This is a genomic window from Promicromonospora sp. NPDC057138 (genome assembly GCF_042670845.1).
Classification (GTDB): Bacteria; Actinomycetota; Actinomycetes; order Actinomycetales; family Cellulomonadaceae; genus Promicromonospora.
In genome coordinates, this window is record NZ_JBHUUX010000029.1 from 28,999 (window position 1) to 52,595 (window position 23,597).

The 23,597-nt window shown below is 71.0% G+C and carries 19 protein-coding genes; 18 read left to right on the forward strand and 1 reads right to left on the reverse strand.

Going from position 1 to position 23,597, the window contains the following annotated elements:
• The first annotated feature begins 60 nt into the window (after positions 1–60).
• The 15 genes from ACFT2C_RS16555 to ACFT2C_RS16625 all read left to right on the forward strand — a co-directional run bounded on the left by ACFT2C_RS16555 (position 61) and on the right by ACFT2C_RS16625 (position 21,076).
• On the forward strand, positions 61–1,035 hold the full coding sequence (locus ACFT2C_RS16555) for an AAA family ATPase (RefSeq protein WP_377208158.1): 975 nt from the start codon (positions 61–63) through the stop codon (positions 1,033–1,035).
• A complete protein-coding gene (locus tag ACFT2C_RS16560) occupies positions 1,032–2,375 on the forward strand; it encodes a DUF58 domain-containing protein (protein WP_377208159.1) in 1,344 nt (447 codons plus the stop codon). The genes ACFT2C_RS16555 and ACFT2C_RS16560 overlap by 4 nt, the downstream gene beginning before the upstream one ends.
• Positions 2,372–4,846 carry a transglutaminaseTgpA domain-containing protein gene (locus ACFT2C_RS16565; RefSeq protein ID WP_377208160.1) on the forward strand — a complete coding sequence of 825 codons (2,475 nt, stop codon included), beginning with the start codon at positions 2,372–2,374 and terminating at the stop codon, positions 4,844–4,846. Before ACFT2C_RS16560 ends, ACFT2C_RS16565 begins: the two co-directional genes overlap by 4 nt.
• Positions 4,843–6,375: an RDD family protein gene (locus tag ACFT2C_RS16570; RefSeq protein ID WP_377208161.1), complete on the forward strand. Its 1,533-nt coding sequence runs from the start codon at positions 4,843–4,845 to the stop codon at positions 6,373–6,375. The genes ACFT2C_RS16565 and ACFT2C_RS16570 overlap by 4 nt, the downstream gene beginning before the upstream one ends.
• On the forward strand, positions 6,372–7,181 hold the full coding sequence (locus ACFT2C_RS16575; RefSeq protein WP_377208162.1) for a PP2C family protein-serine/threonine phosphatase: 810 nt from the start codon (positions 6,372–6,374) through the stop codon (positions 7,179–7,181). The genes ACFT2C_RS16570 and ACFT2C_RS16575 overlap by 4 nt, the downstream gene beginning before the upstream one ends.
• 100 nt (positions 7,182–7,281) lie before the next feature.
• Positions 7,282–9,027 carry an FHA domain-containing protein gene (locus tag ACFT2C_RS16580; RefSeq protein WP_377208163.1) on the forward strand — a complete coding sequence of 582 codons (1,746 nt, stop codon included), beginning with the start codon at positions 7,282–7,284 and terminating at the stop codon, positions 9,025–9,027.
• Positions 9,028–9,064: 37 nt separating this feature from the next.
• A complete protein-coding gene (locus ACFT2C_RS16585) occupies positions 9,065–10,729 on the forward strand; it encodes a serine/threonine-protein kinase (protein ID WP_377208164.1) in 1,665 nt (554 codons plus the stop codon).
• A 69-nt stretch (positions 10,730–10,798) separates the two neighbouring features.
• Positions 10,799–11,515 (forward strand): hypothetical protein, encoded by a 717-nt coding sequence (locus ACFT2C_RS16590; RefSeq protein ID WP_377208165.1) that lies wholly within the window; start codon positions 10,799–10,801, stop codon positions 11,513–11,515.
• The gene (locus ACFT2C_RS16595; RefSeq protein WP_377208166.1) at positions 11,512–11,766 is read left to right on the forward strand and encodes a hypothetical protein; all 255 of its coding nucleotides are present in this window, start codon (positions 11,512–11,514) and stop codon (positions 11,764–11,766) included. The genes ACFT2C_RS16590 and ACFT2C_RS16595 overlap by 4 nt, the downstream gene beginning before the upstream one ends.
• 12 nt (positions 11,767–11,778) lie before the next feature.
• Positions 11,779–16,257 carry an FtsK/SpoIIIE domain-containing protein gene (locus ACFT2C_RS16600; protein ID WP_377208167.1) on the forward strand — a complete coding sequence of 1,493 codons (4,479 nt, stop codon included), beginning with the start codon at positions 11,779–11,781 and terminating at the stop codon, positions 16,255–16,257.
• Positions 16,258–16,360: 103 nt separating this feature from the next.
• Positions 16,361–16,660 carry a hypothetical protein gene (locus ACFT2C_RS16605; RefSeq protein WP_377208168.1) on the forward strand — a complete coding sequence of 100 codons (300 nt, stop codon included), beginning with the start codon at positions 16,361–16,363 and terminating at the stop codon, positions 16,658–16,660.
• Between the two features lie 20 nt (positions 16,661–16,680).
• Positions 16,681–18,087 (forward strand): hypothetical protein, encoded by a 1,407-nt coding sequence (locus ACFT2C_RS16610; protein WP_377208169.1) that lies wholly within the window; start codon positions 16,681–16,683, stop codon positions 18,085–18,087.
• Positions 18,081–18,734, forward strand: a complete 654-nt coding sequence (locus ACFT2C_RS16615; protein WP_377208170.1) for a hypothetical protein — start codon at positions 18,081–18,083, stop codon at positions 18,732–18,734. The genes ACFT2C_RS16610 and ACFT2C_RS16615 overlap by 7 nt, the downstream gene beginning before the upstream one ends.
• Positions 18,731–19,411 (forward strand): hypothetical protein, encoded by a 681-nt coding sequence (locus ACFT2C_RS16620; RefSeq protein ID WP_377208171.1) that lies wholly within the window; start codon positions 18,731–18,733, stop codon positions 19,409–19,411. The genes ACFT2C_RS16615 and ACFT2C_RS16620 overlap by 4 nt, the downstream gene beginning before the upstream one ends.
• Before the next feature lie 201 nt (positions 19,412–19,612).
• Entirely contained in the window at positions 19,613–21,076 is a 1,464-nt protein-coding gene (locus ACFT2C_RS16625) for a hypothetical protein (protein ID WP_377208172.1), read from the forward strand.
• A gap of 70 nt (positions 21,077–21,146) precedes the next feature.
• Here ACFT2C_RS16625 and ACFT2C_RS16630 read toward each other — a convergent pair whose 3' ends face one another.
• A complete protein-coding gene (locus tag ACFT2C_RS16630; RefSeq protein ID WP_377208173.1) occupies positions 21,147–21,413 on the reverse strand; it encodes a hypothetical protein in 267 nt (88 codons plus the stop codon).
• Positions 21,414–21,587: 174 nt separating this feature from the next.
• Here ACFT2C_RS16630 and ACFT2C_RS16635 point away from each other — a divergent pair, with 174 nt between their 5' ends.
• The 3 genes from ACFT2C_RS16635 (at position 21,588) to ACFT2C_RS16645 (ending at position 23,430) form a co-directional block, all read left to right on the forward strand.
• The gene (locus ACFT2C_RS16635; protein WP_377208174.1) at positions 21,588–22,394 is read left to right on the forward strand and encodes a hypothetical protein; all 807 of its coding nucleotides are present in this window, start codon (positions 21,588–21,590) and stop codon (positions 22,392–22,394) included.
• Between the two features lie 122 nt (positions 22,395–22,516).
• Positions 22,517–22,807, forward strand: a complete 291-nt coding sequence (locus ACFT2C_RS16640; protein ID WP_377208175.1) for a WXG100 family type VII secretion target — start codon at positions 22,517–22,519, stop codon at positions 22,805–22,807.
• A gap of 332 nt (positions 22,808–23,139) precedes the next feature.
• Positions 23,140–23,430 (forward strand): WXG100 family type VII secretion target, encoded by a 291-nt coding sequence (locus ACFT2C_RS16645; RefSeq protein ID WP_377208175.1) that lies wholly within the window; start codon positions 23,140–23,142, stop codon positions 23,428–23,430.
• Positions 23,431–23,597: the final 167 nt, after the last annotated feature.

The window sequence follows — 23,597 nt, forward strand, 5'->3', positions numbered from 1 at the left end:
CATCATCGACACACAACTTCACCCTCCGAACGAGCAGTAACGAGCAGTAGGGAACACGAGATGACCACGATGACCCCCGAGCAGGCGGCCTGGTTCGCCCAGACCTTCGACCGGCTCGTCGGCAACGTCGGCCAGGCGGTCCTGGGCAAGGCCCCAGTGGTGCGTCTGGCGCTCACCTGCATGCTTGCCGAGGGGCACCTGCTGCTGGAGGACGCCCCCGGCACCGGTAAGACGATGCTCGCGCGGTCCATCGCGGCGTCGGTCCAGGGCACGCACAACCGCATCCAGTTCACGCCTGACCTGCTGCCGTCGGACGTCACCGGTGTGACGATCTACGACCAGAACACGGGCAAGTTCGACTTCCACCCCGGCCCGATCTTCAACTCCATCGTGCTGGCGGACGAGATCAACCGCGCCTCGCCGAAGACCCAGTCCGCGCTCCTGGAGGTCATGGAGGAGGGCCGGGTCACCGTAGACGGCATCGCGCACGAGACCGGCCGCCCGTTCATGGTGCTCGCCACCCAGAACCCGATCGAGCAGGCCGGTACCTACCGCCTGCCCGAGGCCCAGCTCGACCGCTTCCTCATGAAGACGTCGGTGGGCTACCCGGACCACGCGTCCACGGTGGAGATCCTGTCCGGCGCGTCGGTGAAGGACCGCAGCAAGATCCTGCAGCCGATCATCACCACCAAGGCCGTCACGGAGATGGCCGACCTCGCCATGACCGTGCACACCGACACCGCGGTGCTCGAGTACGTCAGCCGGCTCAGCGAGGAGACGCGCAACGCGGCCGAGGTGCGCGTCGGCGTGTCGGTCCGTGGTGCGCTGGCCCTGGTGCGCTGCGCCAAGGTGTGGGCCGCCGCGCACGGCCGCAACTACGTGCTGCCGGACGACATCAAGGAGCTGGCCCAGCCGGTCTGGGGCCACCGCTTCGTGCTGGACCCGGAGGCCGAGTTCGCCGGCGCCCGCCCCGACGTCATCCTCGCCCGGATCATGGCGGACGTCGCGGCGCCGCAGGAGCGGGCCTCGGCATGACAGCCACGGGTCTCTCGTCCGGCCGCCTGTCGGGTGCCGCGTACGGGAAGCGTCAGGAGAAGCAGCGTGGCCTCGGCGGAGCCGTGGCCGCGGGCCGCGCGCAGGTGCTGCGCGGCCAGCGTGGCTGGGTGACACTCGCCGCCGCCGCCCGTTCGCGGGCGGCGGCGGTCGGCCGCGTCCTGGCACCGGTCCGCAGCACGTTCAGCACGTTCGGCATAGCGGTGACGCTCGTCGCCGCCGGCGCCTGGGTGGCCGGGCTGATGCTCGGCTGGCTCGAGGTGCTCGTCGCCGCGATCGTGCTCACCGTCACGCTGGTGTGCGCGATCGTGTTCGTGCTGGGCCGGTTCAAGTACGACGTCGTGCTGGACCTGGCGCAGGCCCGCGTGACGGTCGGCGACCGCGCCGTCGGGCGGCTCGACGTGCGCAACGCGTCGAGCCGCGCGCTGCTGCCGTCGGTGATGGAGCTTCCCGTGGGGACCGGCACCGCCGCGTTCCCGGTGCCGCGCCTGCCCGGCGGCGGCTCGCACGAGGAGATCTTCACCATCCCGACGCGCCGCCGCAGCGTGATCACGGTGGGCCCGGTGAAGTCCGTGCGTGCCGACCCGCTGGGCCTGCTGCGCCGCGAGATGACCTGGACCAACGAGCAGGAGGTCTTCGTGCACCCGCGCGTCAAGAACCTCACGGGCTCCTCGACCGGCTTCCTCAAGGACCTCGAGGGCCGGGTCACCAACGACATCACGAACTCGGACGTGAACTTCCACGCCCTGCGTGACTACGTGCCGGGCGACGACCGGCGGCACATCCACTGGAAGACGACGGCGCGCACCGGCCAGCTCATGGTGCGCCAGTTCGAGGAGACCCGGCGGTCGCACCTCGCGGTGCTGCTGTCCACGCGCGCCGAGGACTACGCGAACCAGGACGAGTTCGAGCTCGCCGTGAGCGTGTGCGGCTCCCTGGGCCTGCAGGCCATCAAGGAGGACCGCGGCGTCACCGTGCTCGTCAACGAGGCCACGCTGCGCGGCGACCACCGCACCCGCCTCATGGACGACCTGTCCCGGATCGAGCTCGAGTCCCGCAAGTCCAAGCTGGTCGACCTGGCCCGGTCGGCCGCCATGGCCGCCGCGGACTTCTCGGTGATCGCGTTCGTCATCGGCAGCCGCGTCACGCCGACGGAGCTGCGCTCGGCGTCGGCCCGCGTCCCCGCCGGGGTGCAGGTCATGGCCATTCAGTGCGTGCCCGGCGCGTCCCTCGGCCGGCACGCCATCGCCGAGCTGGGCGTGCTCACCCTGGGCCGTCTGGCGGACCTGCCCCTTGCGCTGAAGAAGATGAGCGACGGATGAGCGACGAGAACACGCGCGGGAACCAGCAGTCCGGGCCGGCCGGTGCCGGCTCGGGCCGGCCGTCGTCCCGCACGCGCGGCACCCGCACCGGGTACCGGACCGGTACGGGCCGCGGCACCACGCGCCGCAAGGAGGCGGAGCGCCCACGGGCGCTGACCTGGTTCGCCCTGGTCGACGTCGCGGCGCTGGGCGTGATGCTCGGCGCCGTCGCCGTCGGCTTCGGACCCGTCTGGGGCTCCCTCGGCTACCTGCTGCCGACGGTCGGCGGCGCCGCCGTCGGCCTGCTGGTGGCCTGGGTGGGCGCCTGGCGCCGGTTCCCGGCCGTGACCGTGACCGCGCTCGCCGTGCTGGGCTACCTCCTGTTCGGTGGGGCGCTCGCGCTGCCGCACACGACGATCGCGGGAGTGGTACCCACCCTGGACACGCTGCGCGAGCTGCTGCTCGGCGCCGTGGAGGGCTGGAAGCAGTTCGTCACCACCGTGCCGCCCATGCGGTCGTTCCCCGACCTCGCCGTGGTCCCGTTCCTGCTCATGCTGCTCGTGGCCCTGATCACGGGCACCATCTCCTGGCGCGCGAAGCACGCGGTGTGGGCGGTGGTGCCGGTCGTCGCCGGCCTGGTCGCCGTGATCCTCCTCGGTACCGTCGACGCCGCGATCCCGGTGGTGCAGGGCCTCGTGATCGCCATCGTCGCGCTCCTGTGGGGCGCGGTGCGGGTCATGGAGGCGCGCGTCGGCACGCACTCGATCAGCACCGAGTCCAGCCGTGAGGCCACGCGCCGCCTGCGCTGGTACCGGATCCGCACCGGCGCCACGATCCTGAGCGTCGCGGCCGTCGCCGCGGGCTTCACCGCGCCGATCCTGATGCCGGACCAGCCGCGCACGGTCCTGCGCGAGACGATCGTCCCGCCGTTCGACGTCCACCAGTTCACCAGCCCGCTCGTGGCGTTCCGGCACTACGCCAAGGACGCCCGCGAGGCCGAGCTGTTCACGGTCAGCGACCTGCCCGAGGGCGGTCGCATCCGGCTCGCCACGCTCGACCGGTACGACGGCGTCGTCTACGACGCGTCCGGCGACGGCGGCGACACCGGCGTCTACACGCGGGTCGGCGAGGAGATCGCTACGGCCCAGGAGGGCACACCGGAGCCGATCAAGATCAGCGTGAAGGGCTACAGCGGCGTCTGGGTCCCGGAGATCGGGAACCTGACGGGCGTGCGGTGGTCCGGCTCGAACGCCGAGGCGCAGACCGACGGCACGTACTACAACTCGAAAACCGGCACTGCTCTCACCACGGCGGGCATCAAGTCGGGCGACACGTACACGCTGAACACGCTCGTGACCCAGGAGCCGGACGAGGACACCCTGAAGAAGGGCACGATCCTCCCGGCCGACCTCCCGGAGACCGAGCAGACCGCGTTGCCGCCGGGGCTGCCGGCCAAGGCCACGCAGTTCAGCGGTGAGGAGACCGACCCGGCGACCAAGCTGTTCCAGATCCGGGAGGCGCTGGTGTCGTCCGGGCACCTGTCCAGCGGGCTCGACGGCCAGCCGCCGTCCCGCCCCGGTCACTCCGCGGAGCGCATCGACACGCTCGTCGAGACGGAGGAGATGGTCGGCGACGACGAGCAGTTCGCCGTCGCGTTCGCCCTCATGGCCCGGCAGTCCGGCATCCCGGCCCGCGTCGTCATGGGCTTCTACCCGGACGAGAAGAGCAAGTACGAGAAGGGCGAGCCCTGGACGGTGCTCGGCAGCGACGTGCACGCCTGGATCGAGGTGCCGTTCAAGGGCTACGGCTGGGTGCCGATCGACGCCGTCCCGGACGAGAAGCCGCAGATCCAGCCCGAGCCGAAGAGCCAGCAGGTGCCGAAGCCGCCGGTGCTGCAGGACCCGGAGCCGCCGGAGGAGCCGGACAAGGCGAAGGCCGGCAGCGTCGAGGACGACGACAAGGATGACGCGGAGAACGACCTCTTCGACTGGGGCCTGCTCGGCGTGATCCTGCTGGCGGTGGGCATTCCGCTGCTGCTGATCGCCGGCCCGATCGTGGCGATCCTCGCCTACAAGGCCCGGCGCCGGGCGCTGCGGCGCAGTGCGGACCAGCTCGCGGACCGGATCAGCGGAGGCTGGCACGAGGTCGTCGACGTCGTGACCGACCTCGGCACGACCGTGCCGCACGGGGCGACCAGGCGCGAGAGCGCCGGGGTCATCGCCGGGGCGCACCAGGTCCCGTCGACGCTCATGCTCGCGCATCGCGCGGACGCGACGGTGTTCGGCCGGGGAGAACCCACGCAGACGGACGTCGAGGCCTTCTGGATGGAGGTGGACGAGCTGGTCGGCGGGCTACGCTCCACCGTGAGCACGCGGCGGAGAGTGCGGGCGGCGTTGTCGCTCCGCTCCGTCTGGGCACGAATCGGTGGACGCCGCGGGATCCTCGCGGCACTCGGGGGACTCGGGTCCCGTCGGACGAAGGAGGGTCGATGACGGACGTCGTCTGCGCTGGATGTGGTTCTACACAGGATGGGAACGTGCCGTACTGCGGCGTGTGCGGGCGCCCGTTCCCGCGCGCCCAGACCGGTGACGTGGGGACCACGGTGCCCGAGTCGCTCTCGCACACGCGGGTAGGCGTCTCGGCGGTGCAGCCGGTCCCGGTCGCGTACGCGGGAACCGGGCGCCGGTTCCTCGCCGCGCTGGTCGACGGCGCCGTGGTCGGCGTGGTGGTCTGGATCATCCTGATGATCGGGCTGGCCGGCGCCGGTGGCATCAGCGCCCTGCTCATGAGCCCGGACGCCATGCTGGTGCCGCAGCTCATCAGCAGCGTGCTGGCGCTGGGCTACTGGCTGGGCGTCTCGGCCTGGGAGGGCAAGACCGGCAAGACCGTCGGCAACCTCGTCTGCAAGATCCGCACGGTCGACGTCGCGGGCCACGGCCCGATCGGGTTCGGCCGGGCGTTCGTGCGCTTGCTCATCGTGGGGCTCGGGTCCCTCGTGTGCCTGGTCGGCGAGATCCTGGTGCTCGTGTCCCCGGCGTTCGACGGCGGCGGCAAGCGGCAGGGCTGGCACGACAAGGCCGCCCGCGCGGTGGTCCTCATGGCGTCCGACGTCGCTGCCGCGCCGGTCGGGGCCGCCCCGAGCCCGGCGACGAGCTCGACCACGGGTGCGGGCGCGAAGGCGCCGGCCGGCACCTCCCAGGTGTGGACCGGTGCGGCGAACCAGCAGCAGGCCCAGCCGGCCGCCCAGCTGGCGACGTCGCACCAGCCCCAGCCCACCGCGCCCGCCCAGGACCCATGGGCGTTCCCGGACTCCTCGGCGAGTGGAGGAGGCAGCGTCATCACGGGTATCCCCGGTCAGGCGCAGGGCGGCGCGGGGGCACTGCCCCCGCAGGAGGAGCCGGCGACGGTCCGCCGGCCGCACCCGGGCTCGGGCGGCACGCCGCACCCGGGCCCGGCGGCCCAGCCGGTGCAGCAGCAGCCCGTGCAGCAGCAGCCGGTTCAGCAGCAGCCCCTCCAGCAGCCCGTCCAGCAGCTCGCGCAGCCGGACCTGACACAGCGGGCCCCGTTCCCCCGCCAGCAGCAGCCGGCGCAGCCCGTGCGGCAGCCGGAGCCCGAGCAGCGCGACTCGGCCCCGATCGACATGACGCGGACCCACATGAGCCGCCCGATGACACCGGCGGCCGTGACGACGGTGGTGCTGGAGGTGGAGAGCGGCGAGCGGTACGTCGTCGACACCAAGGCGCTCGTCGGCCGCAACCCGCAGGCGCCCGACGGCTCGGGCTGGATCCTGATCAAGGTGGAGGACCCGACCAGGTCGGTGTCCAAGACGCACGCCGAGCTCGGCGTGGACACCGCAGGCCTGTGGCTCACGGACCGCGGCTCCACGAACGGCACTGTCGTCTCGGCGCCGGGCCTGCCGCCGCGTGTGGCGGAGCCGGGCGCCCGGGTGCGCGTGCCGGTGGGTTCGACGATCCACGTGGGTGACCGCCGCGTCGTCGTGCACCCGCAGGCGGCGGCATGAGCGAGGAGTCGTTGACCCTCGCGTGGGGGGCCGCCTCCGACCGGGGGCTGCGCCGCCAGCTCAACGAGGACGGCTACTTCGCCGCCGGCGGGGCGTTCTTCGTGGCTGACGGCATGGGCGGGCACGCGGCGGGGGAGGTGGCGAGCGCGACGGCGCTGGACGCGCTGCGCGCGCTCTCGGACATCGAGCGGGTGGAGCCGCACCATGTGGAGGCGCTGCTGGAGACCGCGCAGGAGCGGGTCCGGGCCATCGACACCGCGGGCGCGGGCCGGGGCGCCGGCACGACGCTGACCGGTGCCGTGGTCGCCTACCTGGACGACATGCCCTACTGGCTGTTCGTCAACGTGGGCGACTCCCGGACCTACCTGCTGTCCCGGGGGGTGCTCGACCAGGTCAGCGTGGACCACTCCGAGGTCCAGGAGATGGTCGACGCCGGTACGCTGACCGCCGAGGAGGCGCGGAGCCATCCGCGCCGACACGTGATCACGCGCGCGCTGGGCGGGCGGGACGAGGCGCGAGCCGACTTCCGGTACATCCCGATCGGTGCGCACGACCGGATCCTGGTCTGCTCGGACGGGCTGACGGGCGAGCTCACCGACGGGCGGATCACCGAGATCATGCTGGACCATCCCGACCCGCAGGTGGCAGCGGGCCGGCTGGTCGAGGCGGCGATCGCGGCGGGCGGCAGGGACAACATCACGGTCATCGTGGTGGACGCGACAGGGGTGGCGCAGGAGACGGCGGGATCGAGCACCTCGCCGCGGGGTGGTTTCGCGGCGGACGAGGACACGCTGCCGCGGGAGTGACGTGGCTGAGCCGGGCCACGATGTCGGACAGGGTCAATAGAGTCTGACGCGGGCACCGGCAGGGGCGGTACACGAGCAAGGAAACAACAGGGAGGCGACCATGAGCACCTCGGACGCTGGACAGCGAACCGGGATCCGGTACACGACGGGGAAGGCGCGCGTCGTCGTGCGCGGCGACGCCGTCGTCGTGCTGCCCGGTGAAGAGGCCGGGTCGGACGCGTCCGACCCGGCCGCCCGCCTCTGGGCGGACCTCGGCGCGCCCGGCGCCGGCGTCGCCGAGGTGCTGGGAGCCCTGACGACGTCGGCGGTGGGCGGCCTGAAGGGGGTCCCGCCGTTCGCGGTGGTCGTGCTCACGGGCGCGGGGACCGGTGAGCCCGCGAGCGCGCACGTCGTGGCGCGCGGCGACGGGCTGACCGTCACCATCGAGACCGGCGACGGCTCCCAGACGGTGTCGGGCGCCGGCGTGATCTCGTGGACCGAGCGGGTCGTCGAGGGTGTCACGGCCGTCGAGGTGGCGACCGGCGTGTCGGGCTTCGGCAGCTTCGCCGACGGCCTGCCCGTCGAGTCGGGCGTCGTGCTGGCCGGCGTGGTGCGCAACCAGGTGGTTGAGCCGGCCGCGCCGTCGACCGGGGTGGCCTCGTCCCCGATCGACTCGCCTGCTCCGCTGGTCGAGCGTGCCCCCTCGCCGGTCGAGCGCGCCCCCTCGCTGGTCGAACCTGTCGAGACCCCGGTTTCGACAGGCTCAACCCCCGCGCCCGCTTCGAGGCCCGAACCGGCGTCGACCCCCGAGCCCGCCGACACCTCCGCCCCGATGGGCACCGTCACCATGGTCCCCGCCTCGGAGGAGACCATCACGCCCGCCGAGGACAACGGCGGCGAGACCCCCAACCGGACGCCGGAGCCTCCTGCGGACGACGGCCCGGACGACGACGACTACATGCACCTGTGGGGCGCCACGATCGCCCACGGCGTCGAGGCCGCGGCGGTGCGGCCCGAGAGCACGGAGGAGAGCGAGGACGAGCCGGCCCCGACGTCGGGACCGGTGCCCTCGGCACCGCCGCCTCCGCCGCCCGCTCCGAACGCGCCCGGCCCCGCGACGCCCGCCCCGGCGCTGTCCGGCTCGGACGGCCTGATCTCCGGCGTCCCGATCGCCGGGGTGCCCGGCTGGTCCGGCGCCGCGCCCGGCTCCACGCCCGCCGCCGCGCACCGCGCGGCCGCCGTCGGCGCGGATGCCGCCGAGGACGACGACGACCACGACGGCCACACGGTGATGTCGTCGGCGATCGCCGACCTGAAGGCCGCGGCGTCCTCGCCGTCGGCCCCGAAGTTCTCCGCGCCGGCCAACCCGAACGCGCCGAAGATCCTGGCCGTGACGTGCGAGAACGGCCACGCCAATCCCACCGCCCGCGAGAACTGCCGGGAGTGCGGCGCCGCGCTGTCGGCGGAGGCCGAGCTGGCGCCGCGCCCGTCGCTGGGCCGGATGGTCGTGAGCTCCGGCGCCGCGACGTCCGGGGCGGCGGGTATCCGGGGCGGTCAGGTGGTCGAGCTGGACCGTCCGGTGATCGTGGGCCGCCGCCCCCGCACGAACAACACGTCCGCCGACCAGATGCCGCGCCTCGTCACGGTCTCCAGCCCGCAGCAGGACATCTCGCGGTCCCACACCGAGATCTCGCTCGAGGACTGGCACGTGCTGGTCTCGGACCTGGCCACGACGAACGGCACCACGCTGCTGCGACCGGGCCAGCCCCCGCGGCGGCTGCACCCGAACGAGAAGGAGCTCGTGTCCGACGGCGACGTCGTGGACCTGGGCGACGGCGTGACCCTCACGTTCGAGGGCATCTGGTGAGGGTCTCGACAAGCTCGACCAACGACAGAGGAGAAGTGTGAGCAGCAAGAGGAAGCCGTCCCCGCCACCCGAGATCGAGGGCTTCGAGTACCGCAAGCTCATCGGTTCGGGTGGCTTCTCGGATGTGTTCCTGTACGAGCAGCAGCGACCGCGCCGGCAGGTGGCGGTCAAGGTGCTGCTCAAGGAGTGGTCGAGCGCGACGCAGCGGGCGGCGTTCGACGCCGAGGCGGACCTCATGGCCACGCTGGGCAACCACCCGTCGATCGTCACGATGTACGAGGCAGGCGTCGCCAACGACGGCCGCCCGTACCTGGCCATGGAGTACTGCTCGCGCCCGAACCTGGGCGCGCGCTACCGGTCGGAGCGGTTCTCGGTGGCGGAGGCCCTGCGCATCACCATCCAGATCGCGGGCGCCGTCGAGACGGCGCACCGGCTCGGCATCCTGCACCGCGACCTGAAGCCCTCGAACATCCTGGTGACGCAGTTCGGGCACCCGGCGCTGACGGACTTCGGCATCTCGTCGACCGTGGACGAGGCCGCGGCGGCGGAGGGCATGTCGATCCCGTGGTCGCCGCCGGAGTCGTTCGGCGACCCGCCGATGTCGGGCATCGCGACGGACGTGTGGGCCCTGGCCGCCACCTGCTACACGCTGCTGGCCGGGCGCACGCCGTTCGAGACGCCGGGCGGGTCCAACACCTCGGCGGACCTGGTGCGCCGCATCTCGCAGGACGAGCTGCCGCCGGTGAGCCGCAGCGATGTCACGCCGTCGCTGGAGCGCGTGCTGCGCATCGCGATGTCGAAGCTCTCGTCCTCGCGGTACCCGACGGTGCTGGCCTTCGCGCGCGAGCTGCAGAAGGTCCAGGTCGAGCTGTCCCGGGACGTCACCCCGATTGACCTGCTGGACGAGTCCGGCGCCATGCAGGAGGACGAGGCAGAGGCCGACGGCACCCGGCTGCGCCAGGTCGTCACCATCGACCCCGCCGGTCCTGGCGGTCCGGGTGCGGGGGGTTTCGGGCCGGGTGGGAACGGCTTCGGGCCGAGCCAGGGCGGTTTCGGGCCCGGTGGCTCGGGCGGCGGCGTGCGCGCCGCGGCGGGCGCGTACGCTCCCGCGCCGCCGGCCCTGGCGCCCGGCCCTTCGCCGTCGGACGACACGGTGTACCGCGGTGCCGCCGACTCCTCGACGACCGGGACCCAGGCGCCGGCGGGCATGGCCGGGCAGTTCGCGCCGGCCGAGCAGGCGCCTGCCCCCGACGCCGAGGCGGAGGAGCAGCCGCGCCGGGGGGTGTGGGCGCTCGTCGTCGGTGTAGTGGTCGTCGCGGTGGTCGGGGTGTCCGTGTGGGCGCTGAACGGCTCCGGCGGCGAGGACCCCGAGGGCGAGGAGACGGCCGTGACGTCGACCTTCGTGCCGCCGCCGCCCGCCGGCGGGTACGTGCCGCCGGTCGGGGACGTCAAGGCCGAGGTCAAGGGCAAGGAGGTGGTGTATTCGTGGACACCCCCCAAGTCCTTGGAGGAGGGTGATACCTACGCATACCGGGTGCTGGAGCTGACGGGCGACCCCGTGTTCCAGCCGGTGCCGAGCGGTACGTCCGTGACGGTGCCGCTCAAGGGCGAGACGTGCGTGGAGATCGTGGTGGTGCGCTCCGGCAAGGCGTCCAGTCCCCAGGAGAACGCGCAGGACGACTGCGTCAGCCCACAGGGCTGACCAGAAAAGGACACGACGACGGTAGCTCCGAGCGCATCCGCCCGGAGAAGGACAGAGGGAGGTGACTGGATGAACGGCCTTGCGATCGAGTTCGCGGGCGAGTGGTTTCGCCCGTCCGAGGAGGGCGCGCCCTTCGACATCGGCCGCGAGGGCGACCTCGCGATCGACGACAACCCCTACCTGCACCGCCGCTTCCTGCGCATCACGCACGAGGACGGCATCTGGTGGCTGTCCAACGTCGGCTCCCTCATCTCGGCGACCGTGTGCGACGCCGGCGGCGGCGTGCAGTCCTGGCTCCCGCCGGGCAACCGCCTGCCGATGGTGTTCCCCACGACGTCGATAGTGTTCACCGCCGGGCCCACGACGTACGAGATCACCGCGCAGCTCGACAACGCGCCGTACCACGAGATCCGCTCCGAGGACGACGACGACTCGGGCGCCACTACCATCGGCGCGATCAGCTTCACGAAGAGCCAGAAGCAGCTCATCGTGTCGCTGGCGGAGCCCATGCTGCGGCGTGAGGGCACAGGGCTGAGCGAGATCCCGTCGTCGGCGTCCGCGGCCCGGCGGCTCGGCTGGGCGAGCACGCGGTTCAACCGCAAGCTCGACAACGTGTGCGAGAAGCTCGACCGGATCGGCGTGAAGGGCCTGCGCGGCGGCCCGGGCGCGCTGGCGACCAACCGCCGCGCGCGTCTCGTCGAGTACGCGGTGGCCTCTCGCCTGGTGACGCAGGCCGACCTGCCGCTCCTCGACGAGTCGGACGACGAGAAGGGGGCGACGGCATGAGCAAGCCCGCGCGGACGAGGGCGGACCTCGTGGTGGCGGGAGCCATCGGCGGCGCCGCGATCGTCTGGGTGATCGTGGTCTTCGGGACGGTGCTGGTCACGGGCGCCGGGACCGGCAATTTCTTTGACCCCTGGCGCGCCCTCGTGCGCGTGCTCACGACGGGGTCGACGTGGCTGGCCGCGCTCGGCGGTGGCGTGGCCGGTGGAATCGTGGGCGCCCTGGTCGGCCGCCCCCAGGACAAGCAGAAGTGACGGGGAGGATTCATGCGCGTCAAAGTGACGCTCGTACGTTCGGACGGTAGCCACGACGACGTCGTGGTGACCGCGGACGCCGGCGCTCGGATCGGCGAGATCGCCGACACGATCGCCCGCGTGGACCCGTCGGCGCCCGGCGCCTCGGGTCGGTCTCGCACGCTGGAGGCGCAGCTGCCGGGCCAGGACCGCCCGGTCCGGCTGCCCGCGGACGCCGCGCTCGGTGAGGCGTGGATCGGCTCGGGCGCGTTCGTCGCGTCGGTGGAGCAGGCCATGCCGGGCTTCGACTATCCGGGCTCCGACGCCGTCCGCGCGGCCATCCGCATCGAGGGCGGCGGCACCGTGGAGCTCACGGAGGGCTCGTGGGTGCTGGGCCGCTCGCAGGAGTGCGACGTGGTCGTCGACGACCCGATGGTGTCCAAGCAGCACCTGCGCCTCGACGTGTCGGACGGCGTGGAGGTGGTCGACCTCGGTTCGGCCAACGGCATCCTGGTCGACGGCGTGCACGTGCAGCGCCTGCGCATCGAGGGCTCGCAGCGCGTGGTCCTCGGCGACACCGCGGTGACCATCGAGACCCGCCGGCCGAGCACCATCACCGGCGTGACGCCCAAGGCCGGTCCGGTCTCGTTCACGCGCTCGCCGCGGGTCGAGGCGCGGTACAACGGGGAGGAGTTCGAGTCCCCGGAGGCGCCCAAGGAGACCGACCCGACGGAGTTCCCGTTCCTCGCGCTGCTGGCGCCGGTCCTCATGGGCGGCGCGATGTTCGTCATGACCGGGCGCCCGGCCTCGCTGCTCTTCGTGGCCATGGCGCCGCTGATGATGGTCGGCAACTTCGTCACGCAGAAGCGGCAGAAGAAGAAGCGCCTGGATCGTGACGTCGAGAAGTTCGAGGAGCGGCTGACCTCGCTGCGCGAGTCGCTCAAGGAGGAGAAGGAGACCGAGCGGTCGGTCCGCCTGCGCGAGGCCCCTGCCACCCAGCACGTCTACGTGGAGGCCATGCGGCACGGCCCGCTGCTCTGGACACGCCGTCCCGAGCACTGGAGCTTCCTCAACGTCCGGTTCGGCCTGGGCACCATGCCGTCGCGCAACACCGTCAAGACCGGTGGCAAGGGCCAGCTCATGAAGGAGTACCAGGACGTCCTCGACAAGCTGGTGGACCAGTACGAGGACGTCGACGGCGTCCCCGTCGTCGAGAACCTGTACGACGCCGGCGCGCTCGGCTTCGCGGGTCCGCCCGCGCGAGTCGTCGGCTCGCTCAATGCGGTCCTGCTCCAGCTCACGGGCCTGCACTCGCCGTCGGAGCTGGTGGTGACGAGCATCGTCAGCCCGGTTTGGACGCAGCACCTGCAGTGGCTCACCTGGATCCCGCACACGTCGTCGGCCCACAGCCCGGTCGAGGGACACCACCTCGCGGACTCCGCCTCGGGCGCGCAGCGCCTGCTGGCGCAGCTCGAGGAGCTGATCTCCACCCGCCTGAAGGCGGCCCGTGGCGGGCAGCGCCGTGGTGCCATCGCCGAGGACGCCGCAGCCCTGGAGCGTGGCGGCGACATCGGCGACAAGAGCAAGACCGACACCGGCACCAAGTCCCCGGTCCCCGCGGTGGTCGTCGTGATCTCCGACGACATCGACGTGGACCGCGCGCGGCTCATCCAGCTCGCCGAGATGGGCGCCGACGCCGGCGTCTACCCGCTGTGGATCTCCTCGGACACGTCGGGCCTGCCCGCCGCGTGCCGCACGTTCGTCGAGGTGGGCCAGGAGGGCCCGCGCGTCGGCATGGTGCGGCTGGGCCGCTGGGTCGACGACATCGTGCTGGAGGAGGTCGACGGCAAGACGGCGCTGGAGTACGGCCGCCGCCTGGCCCCGGTGTTCGACGCGGGCGCCATCGTCGAGGACGCCTCCGACCTGCCGCGCTCGATCACCATGCCGGCCCTGCTGGGCCACGACCTGTTCGAGAACCCGGACGCCGTCATGGAGCGCTGGCGCCAGAACCTGTCGGTGTACGACAGGTCGGGCGCTGGCGTGCAGCGCAAGCGTCCCGGCACGCTGCGTGCCATCGTCGGCTCCGCCGGCGTGGACGCCCAGCACCTCGACCTGCGCACCCAGGGCCCGCACGCCCTGGTGGGCGGTACCACGGGTGCCGGTAAGTCGGAGTTCCTGCAGGCGTGGGTGCTCGGCATGGCCGCCGAGTACAGCCCGGACCGCGTGACGTTCCTGTTCGTGGACTACAAGGGTGGTTCGGCGTTCGCGGACTGTGTCCAGCTTCCGCACTGCGTGGGCCTCGTGACCGACCTGTCGCCGCACCTGGTGCTGCGGGCCATCACGAGCCTGCGGGCCGAGCTGCACTACCGGGAGCACCTCTTCAACCGCAAGAAGGCGAAGGACCTGCTCGAGCTGGAGAAGCGCGGCGACCCGGAGACGCCGCCCGCGCTGGTCATCGTGATCGACGAGTTCGCCGCCCTTGTGGGCGACGTCCCTGAGTTCGTGGACGGCGTCGTCGACGTCGCCCAGCGTGGCCGCTCGCTCGGTATCCACCTGATCATGGCGACCCAGCGCCCGGCCGGTGTCATCAAGGACAACCTGCGGGCCAACACGAACATGCGCGTGGCGCTCCGGATGGCCGACGAGTCGGACTCCTCCGACGTCGTCGACGTGAAGGACGCCGCGTTCGTGGACCCGTCGATCCCGGGCCGCGGGCTCGTCAAGACCGGACCGGGCCGCGTGCAGGCCTTCCAGTCCGGCTACGCCGGCGCGTGGAGCACGCGCGCACCCGAGCGCGCCAAGGTCGAGGTCGCGCGCCTGCACTTCGGCCGCGAGGAGAAGTGGGAGGAGCCGGTCGTCGAGTCGGACAACGCCGTGGACGAGAAGGACCTCGGCCCGAACGACCAGCAGCGCCTCGTCGCCCGGGTCCAGGAGGCGTTCGAGCGCGGCCGCCTGCCGATCCCGCGCCGCCCGTGGCTGGACTCGCTCGCCGACGTCTACGACCTCACCCGGCTGTACCAGCGCACCGACAGCGAGCTGCTCATCGGCGTGGCCGACATGCCGGAGCATCAGGCACAGGCCCCGATGTACTTCTACCCGGACCAGGACGGCCACCTCGGCGTCTACGGCACCGGTGGTTCCGGCAAGTCGACCACGCTGCGCACGCTCGCCGCGGTCGCGGGCATCACGCCGCGCGGCGGCCCCGTGCACGTGTACGGCCTGGACTTCGCGGCCGGCGCGCTGCGCATGCTGGAGGCCCTGCCGCACGTCGGCACCATCGCCAAGGGCGACGACACCGAGCGTGTCGTGGGCCTGATGCGGCTGCTGCGCGACGAGCTGCTGCGCCGCGGCGAGGCGTTCGCCGCGGTGAACGCCGCGAGCGTCACGGAGTACCGCCAGGTCACCGGCCGCCAGGACGTGCCGCGCATCCTCCTGCTCGTGGACGGGTTCGCGAACTTCCGCGACGAGTACGAGGTGGGCGCCGGCCGCGCCGAGTGGTTCGAGGCGTTCCGCGACATCCTCAACGACGGCCGCGGCCTCGGCATCCACGTGGTGTTCACGGCCGACCGGTCCGGTGCGGTGCCGACGTACGTGCGGTCGCTGGTGCAGCGCAACATCCTGCTGCGCATGACCGACGACGGCTACCTGGCCTTCAACGCGCCGCGCGACATCGTGACGCCGACGTCGCCCAGCGGGCGTGCCGTCGTGGACAGCCTGGAGGTCCAGGTCGCGGTGGTCGGCGGCACCAAGTCGGTGCAGGAGCAGGCGATCGCCACCGACCGGCTCGCGGAGTCGATGCGCCGGGCCGGCGTGCGTCCCGCGCCGGCGGTGAAGGTGCTGCCCGCCGAGTACTCGGCGTGGGACCTGCCGGCGTCGGTCGAGGGCCAGCCGGTTCTCGGTCTGGACAACATCGCGCTCCAGCCGCTGTCGTTCGACCCGACGGGCACGCTCGTCGTGGCGGGCCCGCCCGGAGCGGGGCGCTCCAACGCGATGGCGCACATCGCGCGAGCGGTCCAGCGTGCGAACCCGAGCGCGCGGCTCTACCTGTTCGCGCAGTCGCGTTCCCCGCTCGCGGGCGAGATCACGTGGGCCGACGTCGCGACCGGCGTCGACAAGGTCGCGGAGATGGCGAAGGACCTGCTCGCTGCGGTGCAGGACGAGGACACCGCACCCGGCGTCGTCGTCATGATCGAGGGCATCAACGAGTACCTGCAGACGCCCGCCGACAAGGCGATCCAGGACCTCACCAAGGCGATCAAGAAGTCGGACCACCTGCTGGTCGCCGAGGCGGAGACCGGCTCGTGGGCGGCCACGTGGCCGCTGCTCTCCGAGGTCAAGAGCGGCCGCCGCGGTCTGCTGCTGCAGCCGGAGAACCTGGACGGCGACACGATCCTCAAGACCACGCTCCCGCGCGCTGCGAAGGGCGAGTTCCCGCCCGGACGTGGCGCCTGGATCGCGCGCGGCAAGAGCGTGCGGGTACAGGTGCCGCTGGTCCTCGGAACCGAGGGCTGACCTGCGGGCGGCCATGGGTAGTGCTCCCCATGGTCGCCCGCAGGGGGCCCCAGTACGGTGCTCCCAGACGTGAAATCTGACCCGACGAAGCAGGGGGTGAACGATGGCTGGCTACGATCTCTCGATCGACATGGAACAGCTGACGGCGCTGAAGGATGACCTCAAGAAGATCACCAGCGAGCTGGAGAATGCCGACGGAAACGCACAGGCGGCCGCGGATGCGACCGGTCATGACGACCTGCGCGACCGCGTGAACGACTTCGCCGACAAGTGGGAGATCAAGCGCGGCGAGATGCTCGAGAACGTCAAGAAGCTGTCCGACATCATCACGCAGATCGTGGACACCTTCAAGGAGATCGACTCCGGGCTCGGCAAGGCGCTCGAAGACGCCGCTGCGAAGTAGGAAGTAGGGGAAGAGCAGCAATGAGCGACACACAGTGGCACGAGCTCGACGGCGAACCCGGCACCGTCGAGTCCAAGGGGCGTACGTACACCGAGCTCGCCGAGGCGATCTCCCGGTCCGTCAGCACCCTGCAGCAGATCGTGGACGACACGAACACGACGGCCAAGTCCATGGACAAGACGCGCTCCCTGGCGGGCGACGTCCGCGAGGACATCGAGAAGGCGCGCGAGCGCTACACCTACACGGGTGAGGCGCTGACGACCTACGGCGCCGCACTTCGCGCGGCGAAGAACGAGGCGGACCCTGCCGCGCAGAAGCTCAGGACCCTCCGGATCGAGCTCGAGGCCGCGGAGACCACGGCGGCGCGCGCCGAGACAGACGTGGACGGCCTGCCCAAGGACGCGAGCGAGGCGGACAAGAACGACGCGACGCGCGCGCAGACGAACGCGAACAACGCCGTCGGCGACATCCAGCGGCAGATCACCCAGGCCGAGTCCGAGTGGAACAGCGGGCACGGCGACAAGGACACCGCGGCGCGCACTGCGATCTCGAAGATCGAGGAGGTCGTGACCGGCGACAAGGTCAACGGCCTCAAGGACAGCGGCTGGGACAAGTTCAAGGACTGGGCCGCGGGCGCGCTCAAGGTCATCAAGATTATCTGCGACGTCGCGGGCTTCCTGGCGATCTTCCTGTCCTGGGTGCCGATCCTGGGTCAGGTCCTGCTGGTGCTCGCCGCGATCGGGTCGATCATCGCGATCATCGAGAACGTGGTGAAGATCGCGAGGGAAGGCTTCAGCTGGGGCGCGGTCCTGGGGATCGGCCTCGGTCTGATGGGTCTCTTCGGCGGCAAGGCGATCGGCTCGCTCGCGAAGTACGCGAAGGCGCGGTCGGTCGTCTCGACCGCCGGCACCATGAGCAACTCCGCGGCGAAGGCCAAGTTCGGCACCGCCCTGCTCAAGTCCTCCCGCAAGACCTTGGCCATGACCAAGGGACAGCGTGTGGGCGAGGTTCTCAAGTCCCCGTTCGTGCGGTCCGCCGGCGACAAGGCGGTGGCGGGCATGGTCAAGAACGGCCTCTACAAGAACGCCTTCACGTCGTGGCGGGGTTCGCACTTCCCGCTTCCGTTCAAGGACGGCGGCGCGCGGTTCGCGGTGGGCAACGACGACGTCGTGGACATGATGAGCCACTTCAGCCAGACCGGCCTGCGGATCGACGGCGTGACCAGCGCGGCCCAGTCCGTCGCGACGGTCGGCGCGATCTTCCACCAGGGCGCCACCATGGCGGTCGGCGCCGCGAAGTTCGGCACGGCCATCGGCGGTGGCGACGGGTGGGGAGCCTTCGGTGAAGGGAACTCCCTCGCCACCAGCGGAGCTGGCGGTGACTGGGGGAAGATCATCGGTGCGCCCGGTACGGTGGCGGGATGGTGAGCAACCGGATCGCAGGCTTTGAGCTGCGCCTTCCTGAATCGTGGCATGTCGTCCCGACCGAGATGCCTGGCGAGATCGAGGGCTGGGCCCGGTCCACGGCCGAGGCGCTCGTCGGCGGGGCGCCGACGCTCGAGTCGCCGACGCTCGAGCGGCCCGACGCGATGACCGAAGACGCGACGGAGATCCTCGCCGAGCAGCTCGCGGACGTGGCGAAGGCCGTCGTCGACACGCGGATCGGCGGCCTGCAGACCGCAGTGCTCGTGCGGCACCCGGAGCTCGGCGCCGTCGACGCCATGGTGACCGTGGGGGCCCAGCAGGACCTGGCGCTCGACGCCTTCGCGGCACAGCTCGCGGCGATCGTCGAGAACTCCGAGGAGCACGACTTCGCGTTCGCCGGCCGGGTCGATGGCACGTCCGACGCCGGGGACGTGACGGGCCTGCACTCGATGATCAGCCACTTCGGTGACCTGGGCATCGAGGGCACCGCGGTCCTGGAGGAGCGCGTGGTGCTCGGCGTCTTTCCGGCGGGATGCCCCGACATGGTCGAGCTCACGGCGATCGCCCGCAGCGTGGGCACGTTCGATGACATGCCGCAGGAGATGATCGACCTCCTCGCGGGACTGGCCGTGGAGCTGGAGGCAGCATGACGCAGGACGTGAACCACGACGTGAAGGTGCTTGGGCGCGAGGTCCGCGTCATCGTGCCCGGAACGTGGGTCAGCATCCCGCTGGACAGCCCGGAGAAGGCCGGTGCGTTCATCAAGCGCCTCGTCCGTGACCAGGTGGGTCCCGCCGACCGGCTGGCACGCATGCGACGCCAGGCGGTGGAGGAGGTGTTCGGCACCGCTCGGGACGCCGCGCAGATCGGCGTACACACCTACCTGATGTCGCTCGAGCTCGCGCCCGGTGTGCCGTTTCCCGCGGCGCTGCTGATGGCCGACGACGAGTGGCCGGCGTCGACTCGCACCCTGGTGGAGGCGGGAGACCTCGAAGGGGCGTTGAAGCTCGCCTACCCCGAGGGGGAGGTCGCGGTGCAGAGCAACGGATCGCCGGCCGCTCGCATCGTCGAGATGACACAGGGGCAGGCCGGCGACGGGGAGGAGGCGGTGGAGGTGCTCACGATGCGCCTCGAGTACCACATGCCCCACCCGGCCGACCCGTCGAAGATGCTCTTCGTCCGCGTGAACGTCCCGGACATCCCGTCCGCCGAGCCGTTCGCCATGCTCTTCGACGAGATCGTCGACTCGATCATGTTCCTGGACGACCGTGACTCGCCGACCGGCGTCGTGCCCGAGGCGGCAGCGACCGCATCCGCGACCGCCTGAACCGCTGCCGGTCGCGCCCCCTGTTGGAGGGCTCACTGGTCAAGGGGCTTCGCTGATCGATGGGTAGAGATACCCATCGACGCGGTCGCGGTGGCGCCTCTACTGTCGGGGCAGTCGGGTCGACAGCAGACAGCTTGACGCAGGTCGATACCGAGTTCGACAAGGTGCTCGCAGGGGCGGCAGCGACGTAGGAGAGTAGCGATGAGCGACACACAGTGGGAGGAGCTCGACGGAGAACCCGGCACCGTCGAGTCGAAAGGCCGGAGCTATACCGAGCTCGCCGAGGCGATCGCCCGGTCGGTCAGCACTCTGCAGCAGATCGTCGACGACACCAACACGACGGCCAAGTCGATGGACAAGACGCGCAAGCTTGCCGGTGAGGTGCGTGAGGACATCGAGAAGGCGCGCGAGCGCTACTCCTACACGGGCGAGGCGCTGACGACGTACGGCGCCTCCCTGCGTGCCGCGAAGAACGAGGCGGACCCCGCCGCGCAGCGGCTGAGGACCCTCCGGGCCGACCTCGAGACGGCGCAGGCCACCGCGCAGAGCGCCGAGAACGGCGTGGACGACCTGCCCAAGGATGCCAGCGAGGCCGACAAGAACGACGCGACGCGCGCGCAGACGAACGCGAACAACGCGGTCGGCGACATTCAGGGGCAGATCACCCAGGCCGAGTCCGAGTGGAACAGCGGGCACGGCGACAAGGACACCGCGGCGCGCACTGCGATCTCGAAGATCGAGGAGGTCGTGAGCGGCGACAAGGTCCACGGGCTCGAGGACAGCGGCTGGGACAAGTTCAAGAACTTCGTCAAGGGCGTCTACAAGGTCTTCAAGATCATCTGCGACATCGCGGGAATCCTGGCGATCTTCCTGTCCTGGGTACCGATCCTGGGGCAGATCCTGCTGGTGCTCGCCGCGATCGGGTCGATCATCTCGATCATCGAGAACATCGTGAAGTTCGCACGGGGTGAGATCGGCTTCGGCGCGATGCTGCTCGGTGTCGGCCTCGGCGTCATGGGTCTCTTCGGCGGCAAGGCGATCGGGTCGGTGGCCAAGTACGCGAAGGCCCGTTCCGTGGTCAAGACCGCGGCGACCATGAGCACCCGCGCGTCGAAGGTCAAGTTCGGCAACGCCCTGCTGAAGAGCTCCCGCAAGACCTTGGCCATGACCAAGGGGCAGCGGGTGACCGAGGTGCTCAAGTCCCCGTTCGTGCGGTCCGCGGGCGACAAGGCCGTGTGGGGCATGGCCAAGAACGGCCTGTACAAGAACGCCTTCAAGTCGTGGCAGGGCTCCAAGTTCCCGCTTCCGTACAAGGACGGCGGAGCGCGGTTCGCCCTCGGCAACGACGACGTCGTGGACATGATGAAGCACTTCAACCAGACGGGCCTGGTGATCGACCGCGCGACGAGCAACGCGCAGGCCATCGCATCCGTCGGGGCTGTCTTCAACCAGGCCGCCAACCTGGGCAACAACGCGGCGAAGCTCGGCACGAGCATCGGCGGCGGCGACGGGTGGGGCGGGTACACCAGCGGCAACTCGGTGGCCACCAGCGGCGCCGGTGGGTCCTGGGGCAAGATCACGGGGCTGCCGAACAACATCAACAATGCCGTGAACGGCATCAGCGACGTCGCGGGGCACGGTGGTTACGTGGCGGGCAAGTGGTGAGCTGAGCGGCACATGACGGGGGCGTCCCACCAGCAGTGGTGGGACGCCCCCGTCGTTGTCCGTGGCCGCCTCAGCCGTCAGAGCCTGACTGATCGTCCGGCTGGGCCGCGTTCTTGTTCGTTCGCCGGACCATGGCTAGCCCCGCCCAGACAGAGATGACGAGAAGCAGCCCGATGACCGTGACCCAGCCGCCGAACGCGACGAAGAGGTCCGTCGCGGCGACGTTCAGGAGCACACCGAGCACGCAGATCACGGCGGCGGTGCCGAACGCGTACATCGCCGGTCGCGCGGCCTTGTTCACCGCGGCGTCCCGCTCCGCATCCCTCTTGTTACTCATCGCATGCGCTCCTGTCGGTTGGGCGGGTGTCCCGGATGGTGTTTTTCCGTACTGGTTCGACCCTAGTCCGCTGGGCGGAACGGGTGAACTTTCGACACACGCGGACATAGTGGTACAGCAGGGTTCCGGACGCTAGCGTAGGGCGGCCGGACGGCGCGACGAGGGGGAGAAGCGATGAGCGGAACGGTGGCCGGAGACCCAGCGAGGTCGACGAACGACGGACAGCGGCCGGGGACCGCGAGCGTGGCGCTGCGGCCCCTGGGGTATCTGCTGATCGGCCTGGTCTGGCTGGCGATCTGGCTGATCGCCGTGCTGCTCTTGGTGGGCTCAGTGCCCGCCCTGGCGTATGGCGACTCCGACAGCCTGGTCGAGGGCGTGGGGGACAGGCTCTCGAACCCGGTCGAGGCCGTCGTATTTCTCGTGATCCTGGTGCCGATCGTGGCGGCTGCCGTCGGAGCCGGGGGCTGGTACGTGATCACCGCCTCGTGGCCGCTCGCCGTGCTGTCGTTCACCTATGTGGTCCGCGCGCTCAACCCGGCCTACGCGGGCGAGAAGCTGTCGTTCACGGCTCGCGGAGCGTGGGGCAGCACGATCGGGCCGCCCACGCTGAGCGGCGTCGCGTTGTCGCTCCAGCCGGTCCGCGCCACGCGGTTTACCGACGGGGTGATGCGCTTCTACGTCGCGGGATGGAGCTTCGACGGGCGGATGATCGTCGCGATGCTGCCCGCCGGGCTCGCGTGGGCGACGGCGATCGGCGCTCTCGCGCCGAGCGTCTCCGAGGTGCTCCACGTGGTGTTCGGTGCGCTGACGGTGCTGCTCCTCGGGGCGTCGTGGACACTGGGCGTCCGTGCCTTTCGCGCGAGCGCGTCGACCGCCGGCGCCGGCAACGAGGACCGCGTCGCGACGATGTCGGCCGGGCAGCGCGCACAGCGCATGAAGGAGCTGAAGAAGCAGCGCGAAGACCGACTGCGCAACGAGTGACCGCTCGTGACCTGGCCTGATGGGTAGGGCTCCCCATCGACGTCTCCGTCGCCGCGCCACTACTGTCGGGGTTAGTCGGATCGGCCGTGGGGGCCGGCCGGGATCTGAGAAGGGGAATCTTCATGGTTAACATGAACGTGACGTACGACGAGCTTCGGGGTACCGCGGGTCAGCTGCGCAACGGGCAGACCGCGATCATGGACCAGCTCACGAACCTGTCGACGCAGGTGAACAACCTGGTGGCTTCGGGTTTCCAGACGGACCAGGCGTCGGGCAAGTTCCAGCAGTCGTACGAGGAGTTCACGACGGGCGCGAAGCAGGCCATCGAGGGTATCGAGGGTATGGCTTCGTTCCTGGAGCAGGCTGCTACGACGCTGCAGGACGCGGACTCGCAGCTGGCCTCGGGTATCTGAGACCTGCGCCGCAGACGGCGCGCGGGGGCGGTTCCGGATCATGGTCCGGAACCGCCCCCGTCGTCATGTCCGGGTGCGCGAGGGCCGCCGGCGCCCGCCTCTCCCGCGGTCGCGACCGATTTTCCTCGCGTGTGCCCGGGGCATGCGGTACTTTCGCCCTCGGACCGGCGATCTGGTCCGCGGTACGGGTCGGCAAGCGCTCCGCAGCCGATTCTCGCCCGCTCCGGCTCATGGGTAGCGGTACCCATCGACCGGGTTGTGGGGTGCCGTTACTGTCGGGGTTAGTCGGATCGGCCGTGGGGGCCGGCCGGGATCTGAGAAGGGGAATCTTCATGGTTAACATGAACGTGACGTACGACGAGCTTCGGGGTACCGCGGGTCAGCTGCGCAACGGGCAGACCGCGATCATGGACCAGCTCACGAACCTGTCGACGCAGGTGAACAACCTGGTGGCTTCGGGTTTCCAGACGGACCAGGCGTCGGGCAAGTTCCAGCAGTCGTACGAGGAGTTCACGACGGGCGCGAAGCAGGCCATCGAGGGTATCGAGGGTATGGCTTCGTTCCTGGAGCAGGCTGCTACGACGCTGCAGGACGCGGACTCGCAGCTGGCCTCGGGTATCTGAGACCAGCGCCGCACACGGCGCGCAAGTGCCCTCTTCCGACGTCGGGAGAGGGCTCTCTTGCGTTCCGGGCCGGTCAACGGGCCGGGTTCTCCACAACCCCCGCACGTCCGCCCTGCGAGAGAGGTATGAGGCGATCCTTACCCGGTCGGTAGAATCAGGAACGGCCT